The 22770-nt window shown below is 57.0% G+C and carries 17 protein-coding genes; 4 read left to right on the top strand and 13 right to left on the bottom strand.

The annotated features are described in order from the left end of the window. Positions 1-3 precede the first annotated feature (3 nt). From sctC to ACREYP_RS15820, 9 genes are all read right to left on the bottom strand, one after another. Positions 4-2073: a type III secretion system outer membrane ring subunit SctC gene (sctC, locus tag ACREYP_RS15780; protein ID WP_166995562.1), complete on the bottom strand. Its 2070-nt coding sequence runs from the start codon at positions 2071-2073 to the stop codon at positions 4-6. Between the two features lie 135 nt (positions 2074-2208). Next, positions 2209-2439 carry a hypothetical protein gene (locus ACREYP_RS15785; protein ID WP_008460979.1) on the bottom strand — a complete coding sequence of 77 codons (231 nt, stop codon included), beginning with the start codon at positions 2437-2439 and terminating at the stop codon, positions 2209-2211. Positions 2440-2542: 103 nt separating this feature from the next. Then, positions 2543-3163 (bottom strand): FliH/SctL family protein, encoded by a 621-nt coding sequence (locus ACREYP_RS15790; protein ID WP_498880970.1) that lies wholly within the window; start codon positions 3161-3163, stop codon positions 2543-2545. A gap of 3 nt (positions 3164-3166) precedes the next feature. Beyond that, on the bottom strand, positions 3167-3781 hold the full coding sequence (locus ACREYP_RS15795; RefSeq protein WP_008460976.1) for a hypothetical protein: 615 nt from the start codon (positions 3779-3781) through the stop codon (positions 3167-3169). 5 nt (positions 3782-3786) lie between these two features. After that, positions 3787-4587, bottom strand: a complete 801-nt coding sequence (gene sctJ / locus ACREYP_RS15800; protein WP_008460974.1) for a type III secretion system inner membrane ring lipoprotein SctJ — start codon at positions 4585-4587, stop codon at positions 3787-3789. 6 nt (positions 4588-4593) lie between these two features. Then, positions 4594-5007 (bottom strand): EscF/YscF/HrpA family type III secretion system needle major subunit, encoded by a 414-nt coding sequence (locus tag ACREYP_RS15805; protein ID WP_008460972.1) that lies wholly within the window; start codon positions 5005-5007, stop codon positions 4594-4596. 65 nt (positions 5008-5072) lie between these two features. Further along, the gene (locus ACREYP_RS15810) at positions 5073-5282 is read right to left on the bottom strand and encodes a hypothetical protein (protein ID WP_008460970.1); all 210 of its coding nucleotides are present in this window, start codon (positions 5280-5282) and stop codon (positions 5073-5075) included. Between the two features lie 94 nt (positions 5283-5376). Beyond that, positions 5377-6351 (bottom strand): sigma 54-interacting transcriptional regulator, encoded by a 975-nt coding sequence (locus tag ACREYP_RS15815; RefSeq protein ID WP_008460967.1) that lies wholly within the window; start codon positions 6349-6351, stop codon positions 5377-5379. An 805-nt stretch (positions 6352-7156) separates the two neighbouring features. Then, positions 7157-8176 (bottom strand): lytic transglycosylase domain-containing protein, encoded by a 1020-nt coding sequence (locus tag ACREYP_RS15820; protein ID WP_008460966.1) that lies wholly within the window; start codon positions 8174-8176, stop codon positions 7157-7159. A 198-nt stretch (positions 8177-8374) separates the two neighbouring features. Here ACREYP_RS15820 and ACREYP_RS15825 point away from each other — a divergent pair, with 198 nt between their 5' ends. Then, a complete protein-coding gene (locus ACREYP_RS15825) occupies positions 8375-8875 on the top strand; it encodes a lytic transglycosylase domain-containing protein (protein ID WP_008460965.1) in 501 nt (166 codons plus the stop codon). A 40-nt stretch (positions 8876-8915) separates the two neighbouring features. Here the strand turns inward: ACREYP_RS15825 and ACREYP_RS15830 are convergent, their stop codons facing one another. Both ACREYP_RS15830 and ACREYP_RS15835 read right to left on the bottom strand, forming a co-directional pair. Continuing rightward, a complete protein-coding gene (locus ACREYP_RS15830; RefSeq protein ID WP_008460964.1) occupies positions 8916-9341 on the bottom strand; it encodes a type III secretion system chaperone in 426 nt (141 codons plus the stop codon). 4 nt (positions 9342-9345) lie between these two features. Beyond that, a complete protein-coding gene (locus tag ACREYP_RS15835) occupies positions 9346-14832 on the bottom strand; it encodes an AvrE-family type 3 secretion system effector (RefSeq protein WP_498880971.1) in 5487 nt (1828 codons plus the stop codon). Positions 14833-15120: 288 nt separating this feature from the next. On the opposite strand from ACREYP_RS15835, the gene ACREYP_RS15840 reads away from it, so the two are divergent. Together ACREYP_RS15840 and ACREYP_RS15845 are read left to right on the top strand one after the other, a co-directional pair. Further along, the gene (locus ACREYP_RS15840) at positions 15121-16242 is read left to right on the top strand and encodes a ribosomal protein uL16 3-hydroxylase (RefSeq protein WP_008460962.1); all 1122 of its coding nucleotides are present in this window, start codon (positions 15121-15123) and stop codon (positions 16240-16242) included. Positions 16243-16886: 644 nt separating this feature from the next. Further along, complete coding sequence (locus tag ACREYP_RS15845; RefSeq protein WP_498880972.1) at positions 16887-18035, top strand: integrase core domain-containing protein; 1149 nt, start codon at positions 16887-16889, stop codon at positions 18033-18035. Between the two features lie 626 nt (positions 18036-18661). Here ACREYP_RS15845 and ACREYP_RS15850 read toward each other — a convergent pair. Together ACREYP_RS15850 and ACREYP_RS15855 are read right to left on the bottom strand one after the other, a co-directional pair. After that, on the bottom strand, positions 18662-20083 hold the full coding sequence (locus ACREYP_RS15850) for an alpha,alpha-trehalose-phosphate synthase (UDP-forming) (protein WP_336819892.1): 1422 nt from the start codon (positions 20081-20083) through the stop codon (positions 18662-18664). Between the two features lie 42 nt (positions 20084-20125). Continuing rightward, positions 20126-21544, bottom strand: a complete 1419-nt coding sequence (locus ACREYP_RS15855) for a glutamine synthetase family protein (protein ID WP_336819893.1) — start codon at positions 21542-21544, stop codon at positions 20126-20128. A 260-nt stretch (positions 21545-21804) separates the two neighbouring features. Between ACREYP_RS15855 and osmF the strand changes: the two genes are divergently transcribed. After that, complete coding sequence (gene osmF / locus ACREYP_RS15860; RefSeq protein ID WP_034808011.1) at positions 21805-22716, top strand: glycine betaine ABC transporter substrate-binding protein OsmF; 912 nt, start codon at positions 21805-21807, stop codon at positions 22714-22716. Positions 22717-22770: the final 54 nt, after the last annotated feature.

The following is a 22770-nucleotide window of genomic DNA, read 5'->3' on the forward strand; positions in this document are numbered from 1 at the left end:
TCCTTAATGCAGTACGGGGCGCGGCGGCAGAAGATAGCTGCGCGACCTGGATGAATTCACCGGCAATGACGAGGCAGAGCTCAGCAGCGACTGGCGGCTACGGCGCCCTTCTCCCCGCGTGCGGTAGGCGATATACACTTCTGCCGACTGGCCTGGGGCAAGGTTTCCGCCCGGCCAGGCGGCCACGGCAAGCACGTCATCATCGCGGCAGTTGGATTCGTCAAAACGCTGCGGCTTGCCGCTGATATTGCGGATCAGCCCGACGCTGATTTGCACCGATGAATTGCTGTACCACTGGCTATGGGAGCTGTCCGATGACAGCCCTGGCCCCACGTTGCACAGCTGGCCAATACTCACGCCTTCACCGCCTGCCTGGAACCCGGTCGGGACTTTGTCTTCCGCCAGATCCCGCATGGCGTTTTCGATGTCGCCTTTCATCGAGCTGTAGCGCTGGCGGAGCTGTACTTCATTCATCGCCGAAGAAAGCTGCTGGCGATCCTGCTCGTCGATGTAGCGCGTCGGGTCCACCTGATCGCCCACCAGATGCGGCGTGATGATGAACAGCCGCTCGCGCTGCGACGTTTCGTGGCTGGTATATGAGAAGAATTTCCCCAGGTAAGGAATGTCGCCCAGCAGCGGAATACGGTGGTCGGTGTCACCGGTTTCACGGGAATGGAAGCCGCCCATCACCAGTGAACCGTTCTGCTGCACCAGCGCCTGAGTGCTGACCGTGGCACGCTTCGCGCCGGTTGCCACGCCGTCATCGTTGACCTGGACTTTGCCGTCTTCCACATCCACAACTAACTGCACCGTGCTGGTTGGCCCGTTGCCGATGGCGCGCGGGACTACCTGCAGGCTGGTTCCGGCGGTCACCGGTTCAATGGTCGCCACGCGCTCGCCGGTCGCAGTAATGAAAGCGGTGTCGCTCATGTCGATCACTGCGGGCTGGTTTTCCAGCGTCAGAATCGACGGGTTAGCCACGATAGAGGCGTTGCCCTCGCCTTCCATCGCCTGGATCTGGGCAAAGAAGCGGCTGTAGTCGGTCACGAATAACGTGCCTGCCCCCTGCAGCATGGAAGAACCGGCGGTAATGTTGCCGAACGTGCCGCTGAGGTTGCTGGAGAACTTCGAAAACGCGTGGCGATCGACATCAATGATCATGGCGTCAATTTCCACCAGCTTTTGCGGCACGTCGATCTGGGAAATCAGCGCCTGATACTGCTCGCGGCGTTTAGGATCGTCCCGCACCAGCAGGGCGTTGTTGCGCACATCGGCAGACACCAGCGGGTTCATTTCCCCTTCGTCATCACCGCCTGCGCCGCGCAGACGGCTGTCCTGGCCCTGAATCAGCCCGGAGAGAATATTGTCCGATTGTTCCTGGAATGACTTGTTGAGGGCTTCACGCGAGCTGCCTTCTCCGCCGGGTACAATGCCCTGCGAAGAGCGGGTGCTCTTTTTACCCAGCAATTCGTTAAGGATGGTTGCCACGCCGGGCACCAGCAGCGTTTTCTCGCGGTATTTAATCTCGCGGTCAGCCACCGAGGCGTACTTCAGCGGGAACGCCATCATCTCTTTGTTCTGCTTTTTGTCTTTGTCTTTGGCGCTAAAATCCGCCACCAGCGCGACGTACTCCGGCGGCCCGGTGACAATCACCACGCCGTCGTCCGGCAGCTCGCCGTAGCCGAATTTGTCTTCCAGCAGCCCGACATCACGCAGCGCCTGCTTGAGATCCGGCGCGGCATCGGCTGACACGCTGATGCGCTTTGAGGTTTCTGCCGACTGCGGGCTGACGAACAGCGAGCCGTTATAGACAAACCACTGGAAGCGGTACTGCAGCGCCAGGCGATCGAGGAAGGCCACGCCGCTGTCGGAACGCAGGCGTCCATCCACCACGCTGTCGGGCACATCCCCTAAACGCAAATTCACGCCGTGGCTGCTGGCGAAATCCTGCAAGACAGTGCGCAGCGGCGTGCCCTGGGCAGAATAGGCATAGGCGCCATTTTGCCAGTCGGCAGGCGTTTGAGCGCTAACAGTTGCGCTGAAGCAACCAGCGGTAGCGGCCAAAGCAAACATGGCTGAGCGCAGTAAACGTACGTGCTGATTCAACGACTCTTCTCCTGTAATCGACGGCATAAAACGGTAGCCATCCGGGGTGCAAACTGCGTTAAACAACGGCTTATCGATACGAATAAGCCGTTGACGGCATAACTAGTTGATAGAGTCGATAATCTCCTTGCTCAGGCTATGCTTGAGCGACCCCAGCTGGCTGTCGGTGAAGGTCGCCGCCGCCTCTTTCATCAGGGCGTTTTTGAATTCCACCATGTCGCCCATGCTTGGCGCGGGCTGGCCAAGCGTGCTCTGCGCCAGCTCGGCAACCGAGTGGTGCAGACGGGACAGCTGGCTGTCGAGATTGCGCTGAATATCAAAGGAATTGCTCATACGTTTCTCCTCGCGTTGAAATCGCATGATAAGTGGCGGCAGAAAGGCGGCAGTTCCCGACGCGGGAAAATTAACTTCCCGGCGGGACGTTTTTGGCAGTGGGTTAGCTGGCGAGGCGCAGCAAATGCTGCTGGAGCGAAGCCCAGCTAATGCTGAACTCGCCCTGGGCGGTTTGCAGCAACAGCGTTTCGGCCGTCAGCGCGTCGTCGATGCAGCGCGTCCAGCCTAGCTGAGGGCGCGCGGCCAGCCAGCTTGCCAGCGGCGCTTCATACTGTGAGGGGTGATACAGCGTGACGTCCGTTGCCCGAGCGCTTGAACTCTGAAGCTGAGTCAGCAGCGCCGTGAGCTTTTGCTGGTCGCTCAGGCCGCCAAACAGCTGTTCAAACGCGGCCGCAATGAGCGCCTGCGCCTGGCCGACGATTTCGGCACTTTGCGCGTCCCGCTCGGCCCGCCATTCGCTAAAAAAGGGCTCAACCCGCAGCCAGAATTCCCGCTCTGCCTCTTCACAGCGTGTAACGACCAGCCGTTCAGCATCGACCTGCGCCTCGGCGAGCATCTGCTCAGCCTGTTGACGAGCCTCCTCCAGCAGGGCTTCACTCTTGCGCATGGCCTGTTCTACCAGGCTTTGAGCCTGTTGCTGCTCCTGCAAAGCGGAGTGCGGCAACAGTACGCCTTCAATCACCTGGTCGTTCTCTTCTAAGGCAAGTTTACGGCCGACCCACATGGTTTATTGCTCCCGTGAAAAATCATTCAGCGCTGGCATCGCCGAACGTTGAGCCTGCCAGATCGCGCCATCCCACAGCGCCTGCAGGCGATTTAGCGGCACAGGTTCATCCGCCAGCCACGCTTCACATCGCACAATCACAGGCTGAGGGAAACTGAGCCGCAGCCGCAGCCAGGCAGCTGGCGTCAAAATCGGGCGCAGCAGGCAGAGCACGGCGAAACTCGGCTCTCCGCTAAAACTAAGACTTGCGGGCAGCCAGACGCCGGGGCGTAGCCCCCGGGTTAGACGTTCGCACCAGATCCGCTGAGATTCGGTGAGCTGCCCCGCCCCGCTCCCACGCTGACAAACCTCAGCCACCAGCGCAAAAAGCGTTTCGCGCTGGGCTAAGTCAAGCGAAACCAGCGCCAGCAGGCGGGCGTCGGGCGTTTCCGGCAGAGACTCCTCCAGCGCCAGCATAGCCGGCACGGCCTGCGGCGATTTAAGCATCAGGCTCTGGCGTCGCGCCTCGTCCAGGCTGAACCAGGGCAGCCCGAACCAGCTGGCATCCGCCTGCCGCCAGAATCCCTCCTGCCACCAGCGAAGCCAGTTCGCCGCGAGCGCGTAGTCCCAGGCAACCACTGGCGTTACCGCCGCTCTGAGGGCACAACGGCCAGTCCAGTCGAGCCTGAGTTTTTACCGCGCTTCATCGCCTTTAGCTTCGGTAAAAGGGTGAAGATCCCGCCGAGCAGCAGCAACAGGCCCATCAGCGAGAAGAACAGCGTCCTGACCGTGGCATACTGCGAAAGCGTCAGCTGGAAAGGCCCTAAGGTCACCAGTTCCACGCGGTCGTGATAGGCCGCAGCGGGCACAAACACCACGGAAAGCGCCCCGTCATTTTTCCCGGAAAGCCCCGGAATACTCGCGGCGACCAGTCGACGGATCCTGGGCTCAATGCTGTCTGGGTCCATCTCCGGGGTGTATTTAATAAACACCGATGCCGATGCGGGCTGCACCGGCTCGCCGGGCGCCACGCGCTCAGGCAGGACAACGTTCACCCGAGCCACCACCACGCCGTCAATCTGTGAAAGCGTGGACTCCAGCTCCTGGGAAAGCGCATAGATATAGCGGGCGCGCTCTTCGAGCGGGCTGGAAATAATGCCGTTTTTCTGGAACACCTCGCCCAGGTTGGTCCGCGCTTTGTGCGGCAACCCGTTGGCGTTGAGAATGCGGACGGAGCGTTCAATATTGTCCTGAGCCACCAGCACGGTGACGCCGGTTTTATCTATTTGCTTGTCGGCTTCAATCTTGTATTTCGAGAGTTCGGAAATGATGTCATTGGCATCGTTTTCCGTCAGGCCGGTGTTCAGAATGACCTGTGAGTCGCAGCCTGCCAGCAGCAGGACCAGCAGCCAGGGCTGCAGGATTTTTCGCCAGCGTCGTTGCATGATGGATTACTGCAGGTTGGTCAGTTTATCGAGCCCCGAAATGCTCTTCGAGACAATCTTGGCGTTCATCATGCTCTCCAGGTAATAGTTGGAGAGCTGGTCGTCCACCTGGTTAAGCACCAGCGGATCGGTGGAGCGCGCGGCTTTACGCAGCACGTTATTCATCTGTTTCTGGTCGCCTTCCATCTGCTTGAACATGCCGGAGGCTTTTTCAAACATTGCGGCAGGTTTCCCGCCCACGCCGCCCATCGCCGAGGCCGCTTCCGGCTGCTGCAGCGCGGCTGAAAAGAAAGCGGCATCGCTTTGATTCGCGACGCTGTTGCCGAATGGGATGGAAGACTGAGTGGCCGGGCTGGATGCAGCGCCCAGAGACTCGGGTTCTGGCAAAGGCATACCTGTCGCAGGATTAAGAATGTGCATAAGAGAGTTTCCGCCAGCAGAAGTGAAGATCAGGGATTCACGCCGGGGCGAATCCCTGATTAGCATTAGAAGGAAATTTTGTTCTGTGCCAGAGAACTGATCATGGTGGTGGCGGAGTTCTGGTAGCCGGACACGTAGGCGTTCTTACGGTCACGTTCAGCTTTGTCCAGAGAGTCCTGCATGGATTTGTTTTCGATAGAGTCCATCTGGGACTGGAAGCTATCTGCCAGGCTGCTGCTTGCGCCCGCGTTGTTACCGGTGTTTACTGATGCCATGATGTTTACTCCTCGTTAATTAAACAGCAAATGTTGTGTCATTCACGGATTAAGTGGCGCGGCGTAAGCGGCAGTTCCAAAGAAATTTAAAAAATTAATTTTCCTTTTCAGTCAAAGATTTAATTCTCTGGTACAGCGTTCGTCTTGGAATACCCAATTCATGTGCGGCGCTGACAACCCGATTTTCATGCCGCGAAAGGCAATCTTCTATCAGGCTGTATTCTATCCGCCGCAGGCGTTCGCGCAGCCGAACGGAACGCATCTCCGGGTGCGCCACCTGCCCCAGGGCCGGCAGCCCCAGCACAAACCTTTCGGCAGCGCCTTTCAGTTCACGAATATTCCCCGGCCAGCGGTGCATCAACAGTGCTTCGCTGAGGTGCTGCGGCATCGGCGGCATTGGGCGATTCAGCCGAATAGCAGACTCCTGCGCAAAACGGCGGAACAGGGGAATAATGCATTCCACGCGCTCACGCAGCGCCGGAAGCGAGATTTTGACCGTCGTCAGGCGGAAGAAGAGATCCTGGCGGAACAGCTTTTGCTCCATGAGCTGGGCAAGGGGCTTTTGCGAGGCCACAATCACCCGCAGATTAAGCGAAATAGACTGCGTGCTGCCCAGGCGCCCCACGGTGCGGGTTTCTAACACCCGCAGCAGCTTGGCCTGCAGGCTCAGGGACATACTGTCAATTTCATCCAGAAACAGGACACCATTATTGGCGCTTTCAATGTAGCCAGCACGCGAATGTGTCGCGCCGGTGTAGGCCCCCGCCGTCACGCCAAACAGTTCACTTTCTGCCAGCGTTTCGGGGATCGCCGCGCAGTTAATTGGCACAAAAGCGCCACGACAGCCGGAATGGTCGTAGATACGGCGTGCAAAGGTGTCTTTCCCGGTGCCCGTTTCGCCTTCCAGCACCAAATCAACCTTCAGAGGGGCTAACGTTTGCAGCCAGATATCCAGCCCATCGTGCACATTTTCAGACGCGGGTAATGCGGCTGCGGACCGCGGCATATTCAAGTCGATATCGACCGGAATATGTTTTATCTCCCAATGATTCGAACTGTTTTCTTTCATAAATCCCCCGCTGCCTGGCTTATTCAAGGTCTGGCGTATGAGTCCCACTTATGAACCATAAACGTGAACCACAAAATAATTGCCGCCTGCTGCCGTGAATAAAATACGGTAGCACGCTAAATAAATGAGTTTTGTTTATGAGAAGCAGGAACAACCTATCACCGAGCCGCGGTTTCACAATCAGACAAAATTTTAGCCTCATGTAGGAATATCCCTACATAAGAATTCAGGTTTAACTGTTCCGATGTCTGGATAGCAGGTTGTTTTGAGCGGAATAAAATCGTCAGCCGATAGCGTTTGCTGAGATTCATTTCGTGAAGCCGACTGAAAAAAAATGTGAGATTCGCTGAATATTTCCAAATGTATTAATAAGAATCTAAATATATCGCTATTAAACTAAATAAATGATTTTAATGAATAAATTAAATAAAAATAGACAGGCCGTTAATTTTTTACCCTGTTGCGACCAAAAAATGAATTTTTGCCCGACTCACGTATGAAGCCCGACGGATTCTCCGACAGGATTTCCTCACAATCCGCAAAGCCGATAATATATATTTACGATTATTTACATTGAGAGGTCGCTATTGAAACACCCTTTTCTTTTTGAAATATATTTCACTTTTAGTATTTATGTTTAATTGGGAACATTCCTGGACGCATTTACTGCGATTAATCACGCTATTTTAGCTTGTCAAAGAAATAAACTGCTTTGTAACTAAAAAAAGCAGCCACCCTCTTTGGAGACGTGGCCACTGAATTACCCCATTTTGTAAAGAAACAGGCAAAAATTACCGCTCCACAATCAGGCGAATTTCGCCATGTGGCTGTTCACTTCGTTCACGTAGTTAGGGTCGCCTAAAGAGACGCTGGACAGGTTGTGCAGGTTCACCTGATCGTCGCCGGAGTTATAGGCGCGCAGCGCGGCATCATAGCTGCCGAATTTCTCTTTGCCTTCTTTAAGCATCAACGCCGAACACATGATCTGGTTGGCCGGAGAGTTCATGTCGCTGCCGAGCTTGTCCGGGTATTTGCTTTGCATCTCCCGGTAAGTGTCCGGGTTGATCTGGTTCATGCCGCTGTCGGTCAGGCCGTTACCCGGGTTGGTGGATTTGGCGTTTACGTCCCCACCGGATTCCTGCATCGTCAGCGCGGCTAAAAGCTTGGCCGGAACGCCGGTTTCAGCGGAGGCTTTTTCATATTCTCCCCCGAACTGGGAAACAATTTTTTGCAGCGTTGGATCGCTCGTTTTCAGGCTGGTGTCGCCCGGCGGCAGGCTATCCGCAGACGGCCCGGACGCACCGGATGGACCACCAGAAGGCGCGGCCGCGAGGTTATTCAGCGGACGGCCAGCATCCCCGGCGCCATCGCTGCTGCCGCTGTCCATGCCAGAACCGGAGCCGGAACCAATGCCGCTCGCCGGTGAAGAGGAATCGTCGTCACCCTTACTTTGCCCGGTGTTCATGTGGAAGAGCTGCATCAGCTCTTTCAGGAACTGCTGCAGCATCTGCTGGAGTTCCTGCATCATGCTGTCGGCGGAACCGCTGCCGCTGCTTGACGAAGCATTCGCCGGGTTCGTTGCCGGGCTGTTATTACTGGCCGGTGAGTCGCCGAAGTTAATCGCCGAAGGCTTGTCTGCCGCCCCCGTGTTGGCAAAGTTCAGCGCCAGCGGGATCGCCAGCGTGTTCCCGCCGTTATTCAGCAGCAGTTTGGCGGTAATGCTGTTACTGCCGTTCTGTGAGTCAGGTGATGCCCCGTCCAGGCCTGGAAAATGGTTTTCCGGCAAAAGCGGTGAGAACCCGCCCGGTCCTGATGATATCTGCATACAACACACTCCCTAAGTGATACCCAGTAGCAATAACCGGCCGCCGCTTAACCGCGCAATGACGCTTAGTTTTACCCACGCCCGGAATGTTCAACTGAGTGAGAAGCAGGGGTAAAGAGTTCCTTACATGGCAAAAAATGGGAACCCAAGTGCGCTTTTCGCCACACATTGCCTGTAAGAATTAGAGGAGATAACGCGATGCAGACTAAACAATGGCGCTGGGGACTTTTACTGCTTAGCCTGCCGGCCCTCGCCCAGGCCGAATGCTTTACCCGCGTGGGGCATGCCTTTGGGATTGCTCCCGCATTGCTGGAGGCCATCGCCTGGAAAGAGTCGAAATTTAGTCTCTCGTCGGTGAACGCCGCCAACTCGAACCACACCGAAGACGTGTGCATGATGCAGGTGAACAGCGTGCATTTTGGCCGGTTGAAGCAGCTGGGCGTGACGCGTGACAACCTGCTGCACGATCCCTGTACCTGCATCGCCACCGGCGCGTGGGTGTTACACGGGCTGTTCCGCCAGTATGGCCGCTCCTGGAATACCGTCGGCATGTACAATACCGGCCCGTCGGAAAAGCGCCGCCAGCTTCGAAGCCGCTATGCGGATGACGTCCAGCGTATTTATAAGATCCTGCAAAAGCAGCAGCCCGCGCGGCGTGAAGAGGATCTGTTTGCCAGCAACGAGGCTGCAGGCCAATAAAAAAACCGGGACATTTCCCGGTTTTTTATTTCTATCAATATCAGCGCGGCGTGGCGGCCTCCAGCAGCGAAGGCAGCTCGGCAATAAATGCTCTGACCTCGCCGCTCTGGCTGATAAAGGCGTTTAACCAACCCGCAAACCGCTCGGCGTCCAGGACAAACATTTCGCACTGAGTGCAAAGCCGAATGGCATTTTCCCCATCGAGCGCCAGCCAGCAGCCACGCATCGCGTTCATTTCAAAGTTCATCGCCAGCAGGTTCGGCAGCAGCGCCGCATCCTGCCCGGTTAATTCCCCTACCCGGCAGTGCAGCACCGCCGCGCTGCTGTCCGGCGGCAGTTCAATCACCGCCGCCTCTTGCTGCTGCGCATCCGTCAGCAGGCATACGCCTTCTTCCAGACGCAGCGAGATCTTGTGCTGTTTTCCCCAGGCATCAAGCCACTGTTGAAGCTGCTGTTGCATCGTCATTTCCTTATCCTCCTTTCACCATAAATCCCGCCTCGGCGGCGTCTTGCAGCGCCGATTTCACTTCTTTTTCTGCCTGGGCCACGCCACCGTCCACGGTGTAGCTGAGCGGCGCGCTGTCGTCATCGCCGTAGCTAAAGTTGATGGTGCCCAGATTTTCGTTCATCGACAGCGACACGCCGTTAGAGCCGCCGAGTAAAAATGACGGCGTCGAGAACCCATCGGATTTGCTCTGCGTTTTGGTAAACGCGATAGATTTCAGTCGCAGTTTGTCGCGATCTTTTAACAGATCGACAATCGAGTCCTGGGTGACCGTATGGTTTGCCCACTGGTCGACCAGCTTTTCACGCGGCTTGGTTTTCAGCTCAAGGGAGACCACCGCCTGGGAACTGCTGTTATCCTGCAGCCCGCGCAGGAGCGCTTTCAGCCGGTAATCCTCGCCCATCATCTGGGTAATGCGGTCGGCGTTACTCGGCGAAAACTCACCTTCCATAAAGTGGCGCATAAAGTGGAACAAGCCGTTGTTGTCGATGCGCGAAAGGTTCTTATAGGTGGACTGGTATTCCGCCTTGTTCACCAGCTGCTGCTGGTTGAGCACCGCATTTTGCTGGCGCACGGTTTGCTGCAGCGACTGTAGCGCCGCCTGCGGGCCGTTGCCCGTCAGCTCGTGGTGCCGCGACGGCGGAATAAAGCGGGCAAAGTGGGTTTCCAGCTTGCCCAGCCGCTCTCCGGCTGACATCGGCAGGCGTGGAGCCCCTTCCGCCGGCGTGAGTTCATCCAGAAGTTGGCGGCTGGCGAGGTCGGTAAACTCGCCGCGTAGCCCGGTGATAAGCGCATCCACCTCGGCATTGGTCGGTTCGGGCTGCGTATTCTGCACGGAAAGCGAGTCGGCCTGCTGCTGCCGGGCGGTCAGCTGCTGCAGCGTGTCGAGCAGCGGACGGCGCGCCTTCGCGTTATCGGCAGGCGGATACCAGCGTGTAAAATGGGCATCCAGCTGGCTGAGCTTATCGGCCACGGAGATCGGCAGTTCCCCTTCTTTCGGCTCCTCTTTCAGTTTGGCCAGCAGCTGCGTGGAGGCGCTGTCGGTAAACTGCTTGCCCAGCGTGGTCATCAGTTTTTCCAGGTGAACGCCCTCCACCGGTTGGGCATTTTTTAAGTCTACGGTGAGGCTGTGCGTCGTCCGGTTGTTGATTGACAGCTGCACGCTGGCCCCGACGCCGACGCCCACCGAGAAGGGATCTTTGTGCTTCGGCTGAAGGGTGGTGCTGACCGGAATGGCGATGTTAGCCCCGGCGCTCATCTGGTTAAATGCCCTCAGGCGGTGGTCGCTGTGGCTGACGCCCTGCCCTTCGGCGTTGCGTGAGTCCGTTCGTTCGCGGCTGCCCGCCAGCAGATTAGTGTTGGCATAGACGCCGCCGCCGAGGCGGGCGCTGGTCGGGAAATCTTTCTCGTGGCTGTCGGTAAACGGGAAGCCAACGCTCGCCAGCGCGGCGGCGTTGATGTCCACGCTGAAGCTCTGGGTTGCGCCACTTTTCACGCTGTGGTTGGCACCCCGGTTCAAAAACTCCAGCGGATCCAGCGTGCCGCTGCTCAGCTGTTCGATAAAACCGGGGATTTCGTGCTCCGCCAGTTCAAACGAGACACCGTGCTGGGACTGAAGCTGCCCGCCCAGCGTGACGCCGCCGCCCAGGCGAACGCCCTGCGACAGCGGGTGCTTATGGTCGCCGTCGAGATAGACTTTGTGGGTTTTGTTGTAGTCGGTCAGCACGTTGTAGCCGACGCCCACGATGCCGGTTGCCGACACGGCACCGGTGCGCCCGAAGCTGACGTTAATTCCCGTATCGCCGCGTGAAAAGCTCATGGTGTAGCCACGATCTGCACCCACTTTGCCGCCAACGCCCGCCACAACCTGAGTGCCCGGCGCCACCGTGGCGGTGGCAGACGCCCCATAGGTGCGGCTGAACGCCAGGTTTTCGCCGCTCTCCAGCGAGAGCACGGTGGAGACCATTTTGTCCTGCATTTCGCGCTGGTTTTCCGCCTGCATCACGGTTTTGGTATTGATGTTAACGCCGTGGTTTTCTTTGCTGAACGCCTTGGTCATTGCCTTGATGGCGTCATAGTTGGCCTCCAGCGACTTGTGGTTGCCGAAGCCCTGAGTGGTGACCGTTTTAATCACGTTCCCGCCCCATTCGCTGTCCCTTAGCCGGGCCACGTTGGCGGCAATTTCCGTCATTTTGGCTGAACGCTGAGGTTCGCCCAGCAACGAGGCCTGCTGCAGCTCATCCACCGAATCATGCAGGGATTTCAGCGCCAGCACGTCCAGCATTACCCTGGATTTCACCAGCCCGATATCGTCATGGATATCGCGCTGGCGCCCCATCGGGACCTGTTCTTTCTGGTGGTTAAGGGTTATTTTCCGCGCTTCCAGCTCGGCAATAATCGCCCCGGCGTGGTTGCTTTTATCGGCCGGATAGCGCCGCAGCAATTCGTTCAGTTGCCCGGTCAGGTTATCCTGGCGGCTGCTCGACGGGTTCAGCGCCCCGCTTTGGCTATGGTTCAGCCCAAAACGAGAAGGCGTGGCCTCCTGGCGGCGTTCGTCACGCACGCCATAGTGCTGGCCGATTTGCTCGCAGTAATGCGTGCTGCTGTCGGAAAGCTGGCGTGCAAAGCTGCTCATTTCTTCCAGCAGCGCCTTTTCCTGCGGCTGCCACTGGCGCGCCGTTTCCCCGCTCATGATTTCGAGACGCTGGCTTAAGCCTGGGCGCGGAGCCGCTCTGCCCGGCTGCTGCGAGAGCGCCTTCAGCCGCTGGGTCAAATCCCCCTGCTGCTGGTAGACGTCTTTCAACCCTTCACGCCCGGCGTAGCGGTGCTGAATAGAATAGGCGGCGGTTTTTATCGGGCGCGGCCATTCCAGCGACGGACGGAAGACAAACGTGCTGAGACGAGTGCGGAACGAGGTCCGAACCTGCTTGCCGTCCTGCCCGGTCTGGCCGAGGAAGTTTACCTCGCGTTTGAAGGTGATCCCGGTACCCGGCAGGCGCCAGTCTTTTGACGCTTTCGTCAGGCGCTCGTAGTGCTGGCGAGCCATGTTGGGTTCCGCCACCGGCGCGGTCGCCGGGTCGCCTTTTTCCCAGGCTCCGGCTTTGAAGACAAACGTATTGCCCTGCTTGTCGAGGGCGCTGACTTGCCCCTTAGCCGAGGTTTGCAGCGCGGTGAGTTCAGGCTGGCTGCCGTCCTCGTTTGCCGGCAGAGTGACTTTCGCTAACCCGTCGGCTTTGCCGCTGTTCCAGCCGTTTTCCGGCAGGCTGAACAGGCTCCCCTCTTTGCTTAACAGCCAAAGCTGCTTGTCTTCACCGAGGGCGAGATCGCTGACTTTTGCCGCATCCTCTTTCCCCGCGCTGCCGAGTACCAGCTTCTCAATTTGCTGCTGCAGAGCCGCCTGACTGAGCGTCTGGGTAGCACGCTGATTGCGGCGAGTGGTGGTGTCTATGTGGTGGAAGCCGATATCGCCTTTTTCGTTCACCGCCAGATAGCGGCGGCTGTCGATCGCCGTGAATGCCTGCGCTTTCTCGGCTTTGTCCAACCCGGCCGTGGCCAGATCGGCGCTTACGCTTTTGGTCACCTGCGGCAGCGCAAAGACGTTGCTGCCGTGGTCAACTTTGTTACTGCTCAGGTTGACCTTGAGGCGCTTCAGCTCGCCGTCTTTCATCAGCCACGGCTGGCCGTCCAGGCCGCACTGCAGCTTGTCCGCTTTTTCGTCGGAAGCGGCCCACAGGCCGGTGGTTTCGTTGAAGTAGTGCACTTTGCCGTCGTGCAAAGCCAGCTTGCCGAGCCGCCCGAGATCCACCACATCATGGGCGGCAGGCGTGACCTGCGGCAGCCCTTTTTGGTAGTCGAGCACCAGGCTGTCGCTGAGGTTCCAGCTGCTCTGCGGCTTGAGGTCGCCGCCGTGCCAGTGGAAGGTAATGGCGTGCTTCTGGTCGTACTTATCCTTCACGATAAGGTGCAGGCGATCGGTTTCATCGGCCAGCATATCTTCGATTCGCGCGCCATCTTCAACGGTCGCGGCCACGTATTGCGTGATGTTATCCAGCAGCGGCTTGTGCCGGGCTTCTCCAAAGGTCAGCGCCGTGCTTTGTGCATCAGGTTTGTCGCCGCAGTGCAGCCGGCCATTGTTGTCCAGCGCAAACAGCAGCGGGCCGTGCAGCGCCGTTTTCTTCAGCGTCATGTTCTCGGGCAGCGTCAGCATTTTAGGCTGAGGATCGGTTGCCGCCAGGTTGGCCACATAGGCCACCTGCGGCTTCTTCTCGTCGTCGCTCAGCAGCACCAGAGCATCGCGCTTCGGGCCTACCGCATAGTGATCGATTTTGTGCTCAAAATTGACCTTGATCGTGTCACCCACGGCGCTGCCAAGCTGTTTGTCGTCGTTCACTCGCCACAGCATGCCGTCACTCTGGCGCGACAGGGAGGAGAGTTTATCGTCCTCGCCGGAGAGCGATTGCCAGGCGTTGGCGGCGCTGTCAAAGCTAAAGAGTTTTTTGTCGTGCAGGCGGTAACGCGTGCCGTCGCCGTCGGTAACGCTGTCCGTCAGGCGGTCGCGGATGCCCGTTTCCGGCAGACGCACTTTCTCACCGCCAATCTCGACGGTCTGGCGGTCGTGCCAGGAAAGATGCTGCCCGGCGGGCGCCAGGCTTTGGCGGCGCATAAATCCCCGATGGGGAGGATGTACTTCCCGCCACTCCACTTTTTGCTGACTGTGGCTGAGGGCAATAAACACGCCGGGCTGGCTGCGCAGCGTCATCAACCGCCCTTCTTTATCCAGCAAAACATGCTGATGGCCGTCGTCGCTGGCCAGGTGATTTTGATAACGCAGGCGGTCATGGCCGATGGTTTTTTCCATCAGGGCATGTAGAGGCGCAGAGGTTGCGGGCGTATCGATCTCCAGCCGCCCTTTTTTATCGAGCGATAGCCGGGTTTCCAGCAGCATGTTTTTTTCAGGCTCAATCTCCAGCGGCAGCTCGGCAAAGTGGCTGCCAGGCGTTCCGACTTCATTACTGGGGATTGCGTTCGGGTCGGACACATCCGGCTGACTATAAACGCTGGCGGAACTGGCACTGGGCTGGCTGTAAAGGCTTGGGCTAGTGGCACGAGAAGCGCTGGCCTGGCTATAGAGACTTGGGCTGCTGGCGCGAGAAGCGCTTGCCGTGGCGGGAATCGTAATTTGCGCGGCATCTTGTCCGTTGCGATGCCGTCCTAAAAAACGGCTGAACATTCCTTTTTGCGGCGTCTGCGTATTTGCCGCACTCTGCCTTAGTCCACCGGGGGGCAGCGTAGCTCCGGCCTCGGCGTGCAGTGACCCCGACGCGATTTGCGTGGGCGGCGCTTTGCTTTGTTTTATCGCTGAGGCGCGTGACCGCCCCTGCTGTAAATCGGTAATTTCACGGTCGCTAATGGCTCGCCCTGGCTTGATAAAAGCCGATATTCCTAATCCCATGCTGTTACCCCTTAACAGTCAAACACGTTCTCCGCTTAGTCAGTGGTAAGAATTCAGTTCCGGTTCCAGGCTAAATTTTCTTTAACTCTGTGTAAAACCAGAAAAAACCAGCCACAGCAAGGGCAGCAGCCCGGTTGAACGTTAAAATAAAATCAGAAAAAACCGATAGCCCCGGCGTTTTCTGGCCGGAGAAAAAGCGGGAATGTAGCGGCAGATTGACCCATGACAAGGTCGGCGGCGGACGCCGCTCTCTATAATCGGCCTCCTTCCGCACAGGGGTAAATAACCGTGGATTATCAACTTAATTTCAACTGGCCAGCGTTTATGGAAACGTACTGGCAGAAAAAGCCGGTGGTGCTCAAAAACGCACTGCCTAATTTTGTCGACCCTATAACGCCCGACGAACTTGCCGGCCTTGCAATGGAAAATGAAGTCGACAGCAGGCTGGTCAGTTTTAAAGAGGGAAAATGGCACGCCAGCAATGGCCCCTTTGAACACTTTGATAATCTCGGCGAGACCGGCTGGTCGCTGCTGGCCCAGGCCGTTAATCACTGGCACGAACCCGCCGCCGCGCTGGTGCGCCCTTTCCGCGTGTTGCCGGACTGGCGGCTGGATGATTTGATGATTTCGTTTTCCGTACCGGGCGGCGGCGTTGGCCCGCATATCGACAACTATGACGTGTTTATTATCCAGGGGATGGGCAGCCGCCGCTGGCGCGTGGGCGATAAGCTGCCGCTGAAGCAGTTTTGCCCGCACCCAGCGCTGCTGCACGTTGAGCCGTTCACGCCGATCATCGATGAAGATTTAGCCCCCGGCGATATCCTCTACATTCCGCCTGGCTTCCCGCACGACGGCTTTACCCATGAAACGGCGCTGAACTATTCGGTTGGCTTCCGCGGGCCAAACAGCCGCGACTTAATCAGCAGCTTTGCCGATTACGTGCTGGAAAATGACCTCGGCGGCGATCACTACAGCGACCCGGATCTCACCTGCCGCGTAAACCCTGGCAAAGTAGAAAACTACGAGCTGGAACGCCTGCGCGACATGATGACGGCGTTGATTAGCCAGCCGGAAGCGTTCAACCAGTGGTTCGGCAGCTTTGTGACCACGCCGCGGCACGAGCTGGATATTGCATCTGCAGAGCCGCCCTACGAGCCTGAAGAAGTGGCCGCAGCGCTGGCTGGCGGAGAAGAGCTGATTCGCCTGAGCGGGCTGCGGGTATTGCAGGTTGGCGAGGGTTTCTTCGTCAACAGTGAACCGCTGGACGTTAGCCATCAGGCCGCCGCCGTGTCAATGTGCCGCTATACCCGGCTGACCAAAACGGAGCTGGGTGCCGCCGTGGAGGATGACGAATTTATCCGCCAGCTGACGGCGCTGATTAACCAGGGGTACTGGTACTTCGAGGATTAAGCCGGTCCAGAGCTGTCTCTTAGTCATAAATAGGCGTTATGAAAGACTGGCTAATATTCCGTTCACTTTGAGTCCTGTTTTATATGCAGCCCCCGCACCGGTGAACGTCTTAGGGGAGTCACCGTCACTCCCCTAAGAACCCGGACTCCCGGCAAAATAAATCGACCGCGTGAGCGGCAGACCTCCGTTTTATCTCCCAGTCCTGGGTCGGCTGAGATGCGTTCCCGACGCTCTCAGCCTCCGGCCGCGGAGGCTGGCCAGTCGGAGAGAAAACGCAGGCGATTTAAGCCGGAACCGTGCCTCGCTTCAATCCCGCAGCCACTCTGAACGTTTGGGTAGCTGTAAGTCTCACAGCCACGCCCTTGTCCCCGGCTCTCATCGCCCCCGGCTATGACCCAACTCAGACGGGGTTGAGCTGCCGGGAGCAGCGAAAGAGAGCGATCGTCGGGAACGAATCGCGAACGACCCCGAATGTTTGGGTGATAGCCGCTGGGTTTACCGCTTCAGCGGCGATGAGCTCGCCGGGCGCCGGGGGTTGTCAGGGGGCATGGCGTTGTATGAACTGGCACATAGGTAACACTTTAAACCGGGCACATGGGTAACAGGTTATAACTGGTACGGTAAACTGAGTGAGGAGGTTTATCGTGCCCTGGCTTGAGACTGTTACCATGCAACGAATGCAATTTGTCATGGCATGCCTTGTAGACGGATTATCTGTCAGCGATGCCTGTCGCAGATTCAATATCAGCCGTAAAACGGGCTATAAGTGGTTAGCTCGTTTTTCAGGCGAAGATGTTAACTCTCTGGCTGACCGTTCCAGGGCACGCCATCATCAAAACACCATTCCTGAGTCGATGGTTCAGTTGCTGCTGAAAACTAAAAAGCAGTACATGCTGTGGGGGCCAGAAAAAATCAGGCAATATCTGCTCAATCTGGATACTCCCGGTGTCCCTGCCGCAAGCACTGTCGGCCAGATATTCAAGTCTCATGGATTGGTAAAAGCACGCCCCCCTGTTCGATTCAAGCCGACACAGCCCCATGTTCTGTATGAGGTCAAAGAGCCCAATGATGTCTGGAGTGCTGATTTTAAAGGGAAATTTAAACATGCTAACGGGAAATGGTGTTACCCGCTCACGCTGACGGATAACTGCAGCCGGATCATCCTCGCCAGTGAGGCGACCTATTCCCCTAATAATGCCTTTGTCGTTTCCTGCCTCGAGCGCATTTTTATTGAAAACGGCATGCCCCAATTATTACGGACTGATAACGGTGCACCCTTTGCCGGACATGGGGTGTGGGGGTTGAGTGTCATGTCCGTCTGGTTATTAAAATGTGGCATTATTCCTGAACGTATCCGGCCAGGTAAACCGACTGAAAACGGGCGTCACGAAAGAATGCACCGGACAATGAAGGAAGCGCTCAACCAACATTGCTCATTTTCTTCTCTGGAAGAACAGCAACAATGGTTTGACAGATGGCGAAAGGAATTCAACGAGATAAGGCCGCATAAAGCGCTTCAGGGTAAAACGCCGGCCTCGGTCTGGAAACCTTCGGAAAGACAGTTTACGGGGCCACGAACAGAAATGCCTGTCCCGGATAATGCCAGAATGTTGAGAGTCGCGCAGAGAGGAGATTTATGGTTCAACAGTACCCGAATATTTCTGAGTGAAGCGCTACGAAATGAGTGGGTCTGGATGAAACCGTTGAATGAGCAATGCGACGAAATAGGATTTGGTGAACTGATACTGGCGCATTACGACAGAATCAATCACCGTATCCTGAGGTTAGATTGAGAGAAAGGTGTAACCCATGTGACCGGTCAGTTCTGTAACCCATGTGACCGGTTCATACAACGCCATGCCCCCTGACAACCCCCGGCGCCCGGCGAGCTCATCGCCGCTGAAGCGGTAAACCCACCGGTTATCACCCAAACATTCGGGGTCGTTCGCGATTCGTTCCCGACGATCGCTCTCTTTCGCTGTTCCCGACAGCTCAACCCCGCCTGAGTTGGGTCATCACCGGGGGCGCTGAGAGCCGGGAACAAGGGCGTGGCTTTGAGACCTGAAGCAACGTTAACGTTCCGTGTGGCTGCGGGTATAAAGCGAGGCACGGTTCCGGCTTAAATCGCCTTCGTTTTCTCTCCGACTGGCCAGGGTCCGGACGTCGGGAGCGGCCGGAGGCTGAGAGCGTCGGGAACGCGTCTCAGCCGACCCAGGACTGGGAGATAAAACGGAGGTCTGCCGCTTCAGCGGTCGATTTATTTGGCCGGGAGTCCGGGGTCTCGGGGGAGTGACGGTGGCTCCCCCGAGCCGTTCACCGTCTCTGTGATGGCATATCAAACCGAACTGGAAGTGAACGGGACCTTAGCCGACCCTGCATAATCACGGGTATTTGCTGCCATAAGCCTGACCGGAAACCATCAATACAAATTCTGCGGCGTAAAAATCCCGTGGTGGGAAGTGCGTAAAGGAATCACTGTGGCAGGCGCTGGGGCAGGCGCAGCGCTGAGCGAATCAATAAAAGCTCTGGCCCACCACTGGCTGTCGTACCTTTCCACTTTGGCCAGCAGCTGCTGGTGGCGGCGTTTCCGCTCGTGCAGCGGCATCGTCAGCGCGGAATAAAGCGCATGGCTTGCTTCGTTGGCATCGTAGGGGTTGATCAACACCGCATCCGTCAGCTGTTCCGCCGTGCCGGTCAGGGCCGACAGCATCAGTACGCCGGGGTCTTCGGCATCCTGCGCGAGAACAAAAGCTTTCGCCTCCAGACTCATCCCCTCAGAAAGTGGGGTGAACATCGCCACGTGGGCGTTACGGTAAAACGCGTGAATCAAATCGGAGTGGCAAAGATGGTTGCGAATATAGTTGATGGGGTACCAGGTCGCATCCCCAAAGCGAGCGTTAATTTCTGCGCACTGGTGTTCCAGCTGGTCGCAGAGATCCCGCGCCGACCAAGAATAGCCCCTTGAAGCGTCAGAAATTTGCAAAAGGCTGACGTCACGCAGGTACTCCGGGTGCGAACTTAGAAACGTTTCCATCGTATTCAGGTGGCAGTGCACGCCGCTGATATCGCTGATCGTGTCGTTGCTGATCACAATCTGGCGAGGGTAGTTCCGCACCGCTTCGGCGTTGGTGTGCGAAAGCGGTGGCAGAGTTTTATCCACGCCGCAGGGGAAAATCCCCAGCCGGATAATGTGCCCGTTGAGCTGAATAAGATTATCCGCCAGCCGCTCCACGCGGTAAAACCGCAGCGCATAGGCGAGGAAATTATTCACATCTCCGCTCGACTGAAAGCCGAGCAGATCGTAGCTGAACAGCGCCTGCATCAGGCTGTCGTGTTCAGGTACCGAACGCAGCACATCGCCTGGCGGGAAGGGCTGATGCAGGAAAAAGCCGCAGCGGTTGGTGTAGCCATCCTCTTTGAGCATCTTGCCGGTGAACAACAGATGGTAGTCCTGCACCCAGACGAGATCGTCAGGCTCGATTTTGGCGGCCACCCGCGCTTTCACGTCATGGTTATAGTTTTTCCAGGTGGTGAAATACTCTTTTTTATAGTGGATCAAATCCGGGCGATTGTGGAAAACCGGCCACAGCACCTGATGAATATAGCCCTGGTAAAAGTTGTCATACTCGTTGGTGGTCAGCGCCCAGCTGTATTGCTGGTAGCCCGACTGACTGAAAAAACGCTCTTTTCTCTGCTTGCTCCCTGCGGCTATTTCACCGTTCCAGCCAAACCACAGGCCCGAATGTTTCTTCAGAACGGCATGAAGTACCGGAAGCAGAGGATCGCCGCGCTGCCCGCGTTCTGGTTCGCAGCGATTAGACAGCATGATAAGACGAGACATACATCACCTCAGGTTAGCATTCAGGTTAAGAGCACACGGGCGTTAGCGGGACAGCACCGCTTCTTCCTGGGTCACGATAGTTTCAAACCACGCCAGTTCCGACAGCTTGTGGGTCACCCACTGGCGGGAGAACGCTTCCCCCAGGCTTTCGGCCATGTAATGACTTTGCTGAAACTCATCGATTGCGACGTGCTGGAACAGCGGCAGCTCAGGGGCAAACAGGGCTGAATTTTTCAGGGTATCGCTGTCGATATTTTCCAGGCCGTAAAGCATGCCGGTCAGAATGGCGGCCATCGCCAGATACGGGTTCACGTCGGCCCCGGCGAGGCGGTACTCAATGCGGCGGTTGCCGTCGTCAGAGCAGGGAATGCGCAGGGCGGCGCTGCGCTTGTTGTAGCCCCAGGAACTGAACAGCGGCTCGGTAAGGTTTTTGCGCAGCCGCCTGAAAGAGTTGACGTGCGGGGCAATAATGGCCACGGCGGCGGGCATTGTTTGCAGCATCCCCGCCAGGCAGAGCTGGGTCATTTCGTTCAGATTTTCCGCCGGGGAGGCAAAAACGTTGTCGCCTTTGCGGTCGTTCAGGCTGATATGAAAATGCAGGCCGTTTCCGGCCAGGTGCGAAAACGGCTTCGCCATAAAGTTGGCCTGATAGCCAAACTTATCGGCCACGATGCTGGTCAGGCGGCGTAGCGCCAGCACGCTTTCGCACACGCCGACGATGTCTTTGCCATGCTTCAGGTTCAGCTCAAACTGCCCGGCTTCCGCTTCGCAGACGATACCGCTCAGCGGCAGCTTTTGATCGGCGGCGGCCTGCTCCAGCGCTTCAATAAAAGCGGTGTAATCGGAAGGGACGGGCATATAAAAGCAGCCCTGGGCCGGCACGTCCTGCTGGGCTTTGCTGACCAGGTAAAACTCTATTTCCGGCGCGGCGACCGGGTACAGGCCGTGGTAATGAAACTTCTGCAGGACATTTTCCAGCACCACTCTGGGTTCCATCGCGTAGCCGCTGCCGTCGCTCTGCTTCATGGTTAACAGCAGCTGCGCGTTGTGCTTCGGGTCGTGGGCGCAGGGCCGCAGCGTCCCCGCCACTGGCAGGCAAAGCCCGTCGGGCTCGTCGTATTCCACGCTGGCTGATGCCTGGCTAAAAGGTTTACCCTCGTGATCCATCGCGTAAACGGACTGCGGGAAATAGCAGCCGGCAGAGAGCGACAGCAGGCTGTCTACCGCGATGCGCTTGCCGCGAAAAGCTCCGTTGACGTCATTGAGGTAAATATCAACGTGCTTTGTGTCGGGGTGACGCTGCAGGTAGCGCTGTACCTCTTCGGCAAACTCTTTAGCTCGCTCCGCCGCTGGCTTTTGCCCCACTGACTGGCCGACGGATTCTTCATTGGATGAAGCCTGCGGCAAAGCGAAAAGCGTAAAAATGTTTTTAACGAGTGAGTGGTGAATGAGTGAGTTCATGGCGGTCTTTTTCTAAGCCTCTCGGCGACGAAAAGAGCATATTCACTGGCGTATAAAAAGAAGGTAAAAAAGCCCAGGCGGTGGGTAAAAAAAGTATAAATGGCAATAAGTGTGGGGATTTAGCCCGGCACCTGCGGCTGTCCGCCTGTCCAAACGAGTTCGCATATCATATACCGCTTAGTGCTTTCCCCAGCCGATTCAAACTCGGCTATTCTTTGTTTACTGCATGATTTTTAAGTAAAGAACAACGAGGAATAACTATGAACATATCAACACGTTGGGGTTTGGCAGGGTTAGTGATGTTGGCAACAGGCGCGCAGGCGGCGGAATCGGTGAAAGTCGGCTCTAAAATTGACACCGAAGGCTCTTTGCTCGGCAATATTATTTTGCAGGTGCTGGAAAGCCACGATGTAAAAACCGTGAATAAAGTCCAACTCGGCACCACCCCGGTTGTGCGCGGGGCGATTACCTCCGGCGAGCTGGATATTTACCCGGAATACACAGGCAACGGCGCGTTCTTCTTTAAAACTGAAAACGATCCGGCCTGGAAAGATGCCCAGAAGGGCTATGAAAAAGTTAAGCAACTGGATTACGACAAAAATCACCTGGTCTGGCTGACGCCGGCCCCGGCCAACAACACTTACACCATCGCGGTACGTAAGGACCTGGCGGAGAAAAACCACCTGGTTTCCCTGGCGGATCTTAGCGAATACCTGAAAAAGGGCGGCACCTTTAAGCTGGCGGCTTCCGCCGAGTTTATCGAGCGCTCCGACGCGCTGCCGGCCTTCGAAAAAGCCTACGGCTTTAAGCTGGAACAAAGCCAGCTGCTTTCCCTGGCCGGGGGCGACACCGCAGTAACCATTAAAGCAGCGGCACAGCAAACCTCCGGCGTTAATGCCGCGATGGCCTACGGCACCGATGGCCCGGTTGCGGCCCTGGGCCTGGAAACGCTCACCGACCCGAAAGGCGTGCAGGCCGTTTCTGCGCCAACCGCCGTAGTGCGTGAGGCCGTGCTGAAAGAGTACCCGCAAATTGGCGACTGGCTGAAACCGGTCTTTATTTCCCTCGACCAGAAAACGCTGCAGCAACTGAATGCTAAGATTGCCGTGGAAGGTCAGGATGCCAAAAAAGTAGCCGCTGATTATTTAAAGCAAAAAGGCTTTGTTAAATAGCCTGCTGGCGGCGTGCATTGTGCTTCAAAGCCCGAAATGCACGTCGTTATTTGG

This window comes from Enterobacter sp. TMH.L2 (assembly GCF_050847315.1).
In the GTDB taxonomy this organism is placed as follows: Bacteria; Pseudomonadota; Gammaproteobacteria; order Enterobacterales; family Enterobacteriaceae; genus Cedecea.